We start from the raw sequence: 6,838 nt of genomic DNA on the forward strand, positions 1-6,838 counted from the left end.
AAGCGGGCACGAAACGCATGGGGAGCAGAATGGGCGAGTGGACCGGCGTTGCGATTGCACTGGTCTCGAGCTGCCTCGGCGGCACGGCGGCGGCGATCACGCGTTACCTGGCGGGCAATGCCGATCCGATCACGCTTGCGATCCTGCGCTGGGCGATCGGATTCCTCTGCGTGCTTCCCGCCGCGCTCCTGCTCGGGGCGAAGTGGCCGCACCGCGGAGACCTGCCCGCGGTCGCGGCGCTCGGCGTCGCCTTCTTCGGCGTGTTCTTCGTGCTCTATAATCTCGCGATGTCCTACACGACGGCGGCGCGCGCCAGCCTGGCGCTCGCGACATTGCCGCTCTCCACCATGGTGGTCGGTGCCGTGCTCGGCATCGAGCCGCTGACGCTGCGCAAATCCGCCGGGGTCTCGATTGCGGTGCTCGGCGTGGCCGCTGCGCTCGCATCCGGACTATCGGCGGCGCCACCGGGGGCATGGCGCGGTGAACTGATCATGGCCGCTGCGGTCCTCTGCATGGCGTTCTACAACGTGCTGTCGCGACCATTCATCCGCCGCTCCAGCGCACTCGGCTTCCTCACCGTGGGCATGGGCGCAGGGGCGGCAGTACTGGTGGCGGTGGGGTCGTTCACCGGCAGCCTGGCGACGCTGCGTGATTTCGGCGCATCGCAATGGATCGCGGGGTTCTATCTCGGAATAGCCGGCGGTGCGCTGGCCTTCATCCTGTGGGTGCTGGCGCTCGAGCGAGCCTCACCGACCCGCGTCGCCAACACCATGACGGTCAATCCGATCGCGGCCGGGCTTTTGGCGAAGCAGCTGATCGGCGAGCCGATCACGGCCAATCTGGTGGTTGGTCTGATCGCGGTCTGCGCCGGGATCTGGATCGCGACGTCGGAAGCCAAGCCGGCCTGATCAGCTGTGCGGGATGGACGGCGCGGTCACCGGCGGGGCTGGAACATGTTTCGGCTTCAGCGTGCCGGCATAGAACGACAGGGCGTAGACCAGGATGATGCCGGCAAGATAGACCCCATAGGATTGCGGCGGGGTGATCGCCCATTTCATAAGGCGTCGGATCGGATTTTGCGGGCCGGCAGTGTTGTCCATGCGCTCCTTGTGCGCGAAGCCAGGGGTAAAGGGAAGCGGATTCGCCGGCTCCGGCGGCGCTGTTCCCTTTTGAATTGATGCGGCTGGGCGGCCTTGCAATGCCGCATGGGCGTCCGCATCTGTCACGCGACAACCAGCCCTTCCTCCCGCACCAATTGCTCGGCATAATCCAACGTATGGAACTGACGCCCCGTTTGCGCCTCATGAATTGGCTGGTCCGCCAGGGTCTGACCGGCCTGCCGGAAAACGACCTGCTGCGCGGCTTCTGCGAGCGCTGCCGGGCCGCCGGCATGCCGCTGTCGCGGGCGATCGTCTTCATCGACACCCTGCATCCGATCTTCGAGGGACGCGGCTTCCGCTGGAATGATGGCGAGAGCAACGAGTCCGACATCTTCGAATACGGTTCGACCAGCACCGGCGAGGCCAACCAGAACTGGCGGCGGTCGGCGTTCCATCACATGCTCGAAAACGGCCATGACGAGATGGTCATCGATCTCGCCGGGACCCATGATTTCTCGATGATCGGCGACCTTGCCGAGAAGGGCCACAAGCATTTCGCGGCGTTCGTGCACCGCTTCGGCGAGGCCGGCACGATCGGCGAGATGGACTGCTTCTATTCCTACTACACCACCCGGCATTCGGACGGTTTCGGTGAGAGCCACATGGCGGCGCTGCGCGACCTGGTGCCGGTGCTCGGGCTCGCGATCAAATCGGCCGCGCAGGTCGAGATCGCCCGCACGCTCGGCCGCGTCTATCTCGGCCGCGAGACGGCGGAGCAGGTGCTGCGCGGGCGCATGCAGCGCGGCATCACCGAGAAGATCAAGGCCGTGCTGTGGTACTCCGACGTGCGCGGTTCGACGGCGATCAGCGAGCGCATCGGTCCGGACGAGATCATTCCGTTCCTCAACGATTACGCGCAGGCCTCGATCGACGCGATCCATGACGCCGGCGGCGAGGTGCTGAAGCTGATCGGCGACGGCGTGCTGGCGATGTTCACCGGCGAAAACCTGGCGGGCGCCAAGCGCGCGGCGCTGCGGGCCGAGCACAAATTCCGCGGCAACATGGATGCGTTGAACGAGCGCCGCGCCGCCGATGGACAGCCGACGACGACGGCCTATGTCGGCCTTCATGTCGGTGAGGTGTTCTACGGCAATATCGGCAGCGAGGACCGGCTGGACTTCACGGTGGTTGGGCCCGCCGTCAACGAGGTCAGCCGGATCGCCTCGATGTGCGCCTCGGTCGACCGCGAATTGCTGACCTCGACCGCCTTCCGCGCCGGCCTCGACGCCGCCGGCCGCAACTACCTGGTCTCCACCGGCCGCTTCGTGTTGCGCGGCATCGGCCATGCGCAGGATCTCTACACGCTGGATCCGGCGGTTGCCGCCGACGAGGTCGTCGGCGGCAAGTATGAGCGGTATTTGGCGAGCTGAGATTTTTCACCGTCATTGCGAGGAGCGAAGCGACGAAGCAATCCATCTCTCCACAAGTGGCACGATGGATTGCTTCGCTCCGCTCGCAATGACTGTGATGTACCAGTTCAACACCGCGCCGGCTCGCCGACCATGTCGGGCTGCCGGGTCAGCGACACCGCGGGCGACAGCAGGATCACCAGCGCCTGGGCGGCGAAGATCGCGGCGGCGAGGTAGAGGCAGGCTTCGGCGCCGTAGAAGCCACCGACGATGGCGCCGAGCGCGGAGCCGAGCGGGCGTGCACCGTAGCTCATGATGTTGATCGCGGAGACGCGGCCGAGCAGCGAGGGCGGCGTCACCGACTGGCGCAGCGTGGTGGTCGAGATCACCCAGAGGATCGGGCCGACGCCGAGCAGGAAGAAGCCGAGGCCGGCGAGCAGCGGCGTCGCGATCCAGGTGGTCAGCGCCATCACCAGCGAGGCGACGAGGCCGGTGACCGGGCCGAGCCCGATCACGGTGCCGAACGCCAGCCGCTTCATCACCCGGGTTGCGAACAGCGCGCCGACCACCATGCCGACCCCGTACATCGCAAGCGTCGTGCCGACGCCGGTGGCGCTGAGCCCGAGATGGCGCACCGCATAGGGCACGAACACGGCGAGCAGCAGGAAGGATGCGGTGTTGAAGATGAACTGGGTGATGAAAACAGGCCGCAGCAAGGCGTGATGCATCACGAAGGCCGCGCCTTCCTTGATGTCCTGCAATGGATGACGCCGCGGCGCGGGCGCACGCGCCGGCTCGTAGAGGCCGGCGAGCAACACGACCGCGATCGCCGACAGTGCCGCGGCAAAGCCGAATGCGGGCGCGGCGCCGACCCAGCCGACCAGCACGCCGCCGAGCGCGGGACCGCTGGCGAAAGCGACGGTGCGGGCGAGCTCGATGCGGGCATTCGCGGCAGGCAATTGCTGTGACGTTACCAGCGACGGGACCAAAGCGGGCGCAGCGACGCTATAGGCAACCGTGCCGCAGACCGCGATGAAGCCGAGCAAGGCGAGCAATGGCAAGGTCATCGCGCCGAGCCAGAGCAACAGCAGGATCGCGGCAAGGGCCGCGGCGCGCAGCGCCTCGGAGCCGGCCATCACCCAGCGCCGCGACACGCGGTCGGCGAGCAGGCCGGCGGGAATTGCGAACAGGATGAAGGGCAGCGTCAGCGCGGTCTGCAACAGACCGGTCTGGCCTTCGCCGACGCCGAGCACCAGCACGGCGACGATGGGCGCGGCCGCAAGCGCGATCTGCTCGGCCGATTGCGCGGCGAGGTTGGACCAGGCCAGGCGATTGAAGGTGCTTGGCAGGCGAGGCGTATCGGCAGACATGGCAGAATCCTCAAGGAAAATTCGATCTGGCCATAGTGTGTGGTTGGAAGACGTCCGATCCCACCCGTTTCCCGACAACCCAAAAACAAAGGCCCGCCGGGAAAGGCGGGCTGTGACGACGCAGCACTCTCACCGTCTCGTTCTCATCTCGATTCACCCTTTCGGGGAATTGCGACTTGAAATCGCGCGGCGTCGAATTGGCGCAAGCAGCCCGGTCGCTCACCAGACCTACCCACGAGGCTCTACCCACGGGAGACGAGACATCATGAGCCAAGCCCCCTACGAGAGTTTTGAAGGCCAGCCGAATCCGGAGCGCCGCCGGCTCCTGAGCCTCGCCCTTGCGGGCGTCGCCGGGGCCGTCCTGCCGGCAGCATCGAGCGCGGCCGCCGCGGGGCCGTCCGAAAAGGTCGATGTCGACGATATTGCCTACCTGACGGCCGGCGAGGCACTCGCGAGATTCAAGGCCAAGAAGCTGTCGCCGGTCGAACTGTTGCGGGCGCAGATCAAACAGGTCGAAGCATGGGAGCCGACGCTCAAGGCAACGACGTACACCTATTTCGACGAGGCGCTGGAACAGGCGCGGATTGCGGAGCGCAAGTACGTGCGCGGTGAACCGGTCCGCCCGCTGGAAGGCATCACCTGTGCCATCAAGGACTATCACTCCGTCAAGGGCAAGATCACCACCTACGGCTCGCGGCTTTACAAGGATTTCGTTCCGGACCAATCCGCGCCGACCGTGGAGCGCCTGCTCGCCGCCGGGGCGATCTTGCATTGCCGCACGACGACACCGGAGTTCGCGCATTCAGGTGTGACGGCGTCCTTGCTGTGGGGCGTCACGCACAACCCGTGGAACCCTGCATTTACCCCCGGCGGCTCGACCGGCGGAGGCGGCGCGGCCTTGGCCGCCGGCTACACGACCCTGTCGGACGGCACGGATGGCGGCGGGTCTATTCGCATCCCGGCTGCGATGAACGGCGTGTTCGGCTACAAGCCGCCATGGGGACGCAACCCCAACGACCGCGAGCACCCGAATGAATGGCTGATCCACTATGGCGAACTGGCTCGCAGCGTCGGCGATTGCGGGCTGATGCAGAATGTCACTTCCGGCCAGCATCCGGCCGACATGTCGTCCCTGCGGGACAAAGTGGTCATCCCGCCGACCTTCGACGGCATCGCCGGCATGAGGATCGCGCTGTCGATGGACCTCGGCTATTTCGCTGTTGATCCCGAGGTCGAGAAGAACACACGCAATGCCGTGTCGGTGCTGCGTTCGCTCGGCGCCGTGGTCGATGAGGTCGACATCGGTTGGACCAAGGAAATCGAAGAGACATGGAACACAAGATGGCAAGGCGTGTTCTACGCGCTCGCGGGCAGTCTTCTGACCAAGTCCCGCAACGACGTGGACCCGTACGTCATCAAGATTCTCGAAGAGGGCAAGAAGCTCGACGTCACGAAGTTCTACAACCTGAATACCGTGCGGCAGAAGATGTACGCATCGATGACGAAGCTGTTCGAGACCCACGACGCGCTGATCTGTCCGACGACCGCGACGACGAAGATCGTCGCAGGGCGCAGCAGCGAAGCGCCGCTCACCATCAACGGGAAGTCGGTGAACCCCTTTATCGGCTGGTTCATGACGTATCCCTTCAACCTGGTCGGCACCCTCCCGGTGATGTCCGTGCCCACCGGTTTCGATGCCGAAACCAACGTGCCCACCGGGATGCAGATTGTCGGTCCAGCCTATGACGACCTGAGGGTGTTCCGCATCGCGTCCGCGTTCGAAGGCGCGACGCATCCCTGGCAGCGTCGGCGACCGAAACCGGCCGCCTGAAGCATGATCCGGAAAAGTGCGAAGCGGTTTTCCGAAAAGATTATGCGCAAACAATAACCTAAAGCGCGACGATGCTTCATCCTGATCGCGCTTTAGCGTGGCTTGACACCCGCGGGCCGCAGGAGGACCATTACGGCCCATGATGAGAGATGGACCTTGATGTCTCTCCCAGCAGCTCATGCACTTCCCACCGCCGACCGCGAAGCTCTGATGGGACGCTTCGCGGCCGATCTCGAACAGGCTGTCGACCTCGAGTCCGCGCTGGATGCGTTGCATCAAGCCTTGTCGGGCCTGGGTTTTTCCTCCTTCGCCTACGGCATGGCCAGCACGCCGAGAGCGCAAGACGGCAGCTTCACGTCACCCGTCGTGAAGACGCGAGCCTTTCCAAATCGATGGGATCGGCACTGGAGCCACCTTTGCGATCCCTACTACCGGTTCTGCTTCACGACGACGTTGCCCCTCAAGTGGATCGACGTGCAAGACCATGAACGCCTGAGCACCGGCGAGCGGGCGTGCGTGGACCACCTGAACGACAAGAACCTGCACTACGGAATCACGATTCCGATGCACATGCCGAACGGGTCATTTGCGTTCGTCAGCGCGATTTCGGACAGCGCGACCAAGTACGAGACCGGTTCTTCACCGACGGTCATCAATGGGCTGTTCGCATTGTGTCATCAATTCCAGAACACCTCGCTCCGGAGATGGTTGTGGAACCAGGCCGCCGACACCAAGGCCTGGCTCAGTACACGTGAGAAGGAGTGCCTGTCCCTCGCCGCGCAAGGGAAGACCTCGGATGACATTGCCCTGATCCTCGGTTTGTCCTGCGAGACCGTACGTTCCCACATGAAGCGTGCGATCGTGCACCTCAACGCGTCGAACAGGCCGCATGCGATAGCGAAGGCGATCCAGCTTCGGCTCATAGACATGCCATTCGCCTAGAGCATGATGAGTTTTAGTTGAATCGGCTTGGCGCGGTCTCGGTTCACCTCTCCCCGTTGGGGAGAGGTCGGATTGCGCTCGGCGATGCGAAGCATCGTCCGGAGCAATCCGGGTGAGGGGTCTCGCTCTCTCGATAGACCATAACCCCTCACCCGATTTGCTGCGCAAATCGACCTCTCCCAAGGG

The 6,838-nt window shown here is 64.6% G+C and carries 6 protein-coding genes; 4 read left to right on the forward strand and 2 right to left on the reverse strand.

All coding sequences use genetic code 11. From position 1 onward, the window contains the following. Positions 1-29: 29 nt before the first annotated feature. Complete coding sequence (locus tag QMZ05_RS30475; RefSeq protein WP_353704117.1) at positions 30-908, forward strand: DMT family transporter; 879 nt, start codon at positions 30-32, stop codon at positions 906-908. On the opposite strand, the gene QMZ05_RS30480 is transcribed toward QMZ05_RS30475, so the two are convergent. Continuing rightward, the gene (locus QMZ05_RS30480; RefSeq protein ID WP_353704118.1) at positions 909-1,100 is read right to left on the reverse strand and encodes a hypothetical protein; all 192 of its coding nucleotides are present in this window, start codon (positions 1,098-1,100) and stop codon (positions 909-911) included. It abuts the gene before it with no gap. A gap of 176 nt (positions 1,101-1,276) precedes the next feature. Here QMZ05_RS30480 and QMZ05_RS30485 point away from each other — a divergent pair, with 176 nt between their 5' ends. After that, a complete protein-coding gene (locus QMZ05_RS30485; protein WP_353704119.1) occupies positions 1,277-2,530 on the forward strand; it encodes an adenylate/guanylate cyclase domain-containing protein in 1,254 nt (417 codons plus the stop codon). A 107-nt stretch (positions 2,531-2,637) separates the two neighbouring features. Here the strand turns inward: QMZ05_RS30485 and QMZ05_RS30490 are convergent, their stop codons facing one another. Then, a complete protein-coding gene (locus QMZ05_RS30490; protein ID WP_279706419.1) occupies positions 2,638-3,879 on the reverse strand; it encodes an MFS transporter in 1,242 nt (413 codons plus the stop codon). Positions 3,880-4,144: 265 nt separating this feature from the next. On the opposite strand from QMZ05_RS30490, the gene QMZ05_RS30495 reads away from it, so the two are divergent. Together QMZ05_RS30495 and QMZ05_RS30500 are read left to right on the forward strand one after the other, a co-directional pair. Continuing rightward, positions 4,145-5,710: an amidase gene (locus tag QMZ05_RS30495; protein ID WP_353704120.1), complete on the forward strand. Its 1,566-nt coding sequence runs from the start codon at positions 4,145-4,147 to the stop codon at positions 5,708-5,710. Between the two features lie 210 nt (positions 5,711-5,920). After that, the gene (locus QMZ05_RS30500) at positions 5,921-6,652 is read left to right on the forward strand and encodes an autoinducer binding domain-containing protein (protein WP_353704121.1); all 732 of its coding nucleotides are present in this window, start codon (positions 5,921-5,923) and stop codon (positions 6,650-6,652) included. Positions 6,653-6,838: the final 186 nt, after the last annotated feature.

This window comes from Bradyrhizobium sp. INPA03-11B (assembly GCF_040446015.1).
Lineage (GTDB): Bacteria > Pseudomonadota > Alphaproteobacteria > Rhizobiales > Xanthobacteraceae > Bradyrhizobium > Bradyrhizobium macuxiense_A.

What these genes read in the sequence shown, in the direction of transcription:
- QMZ05_RS30495 (WP_353704120.1), top strand. Translation starts at nt 4,145, where the DNA reads ATGAGCCAAGCCCCCTACGAGAGTTTTGAAGGCCAGCCGAATCCGGAG.
- QMZ05_RS30480 (WP_353704118.1), bottom strand. Translation starts at nt 1,100, where the DNA reads ATGGACAACACTGCCGGCCCGCAAAATCCGATCCGACGCCTTATGAAA.
- QMZ05_RS30500 (WP_353704121.1), top strand. Translation starts at nt 5,921, where the DNA reads ATGGGACGCTTCGCGGCCGATCTCGAACAGGCTGTCGACCTCGAGTCC.
- QMZ05_RS30490 (WP_279706419.1), bottom strand. Translation starts at nt 3,879, where the DNA reads ATGTCTGCCGATACGCCTCGCCTGCCAAGCACCTTCAATCGCCTGGCC.
- QMZ05_RS30485 (WP_353704119.1), top strand. Translation starts at nt 1,277, where the DNA reads ATGGAACTGACGCCCCGTTTGCGCCTCATGAATTGGCTGGTCCGCCAG.
- QMZ05_RS30475 (WP_353704117.1), top strand. Translation starts at nt 30, where the DNA reads ATGGGCGAGTGGACCGGCGTTGCGATTGCACTGGTCTCGAGCTGCCTC.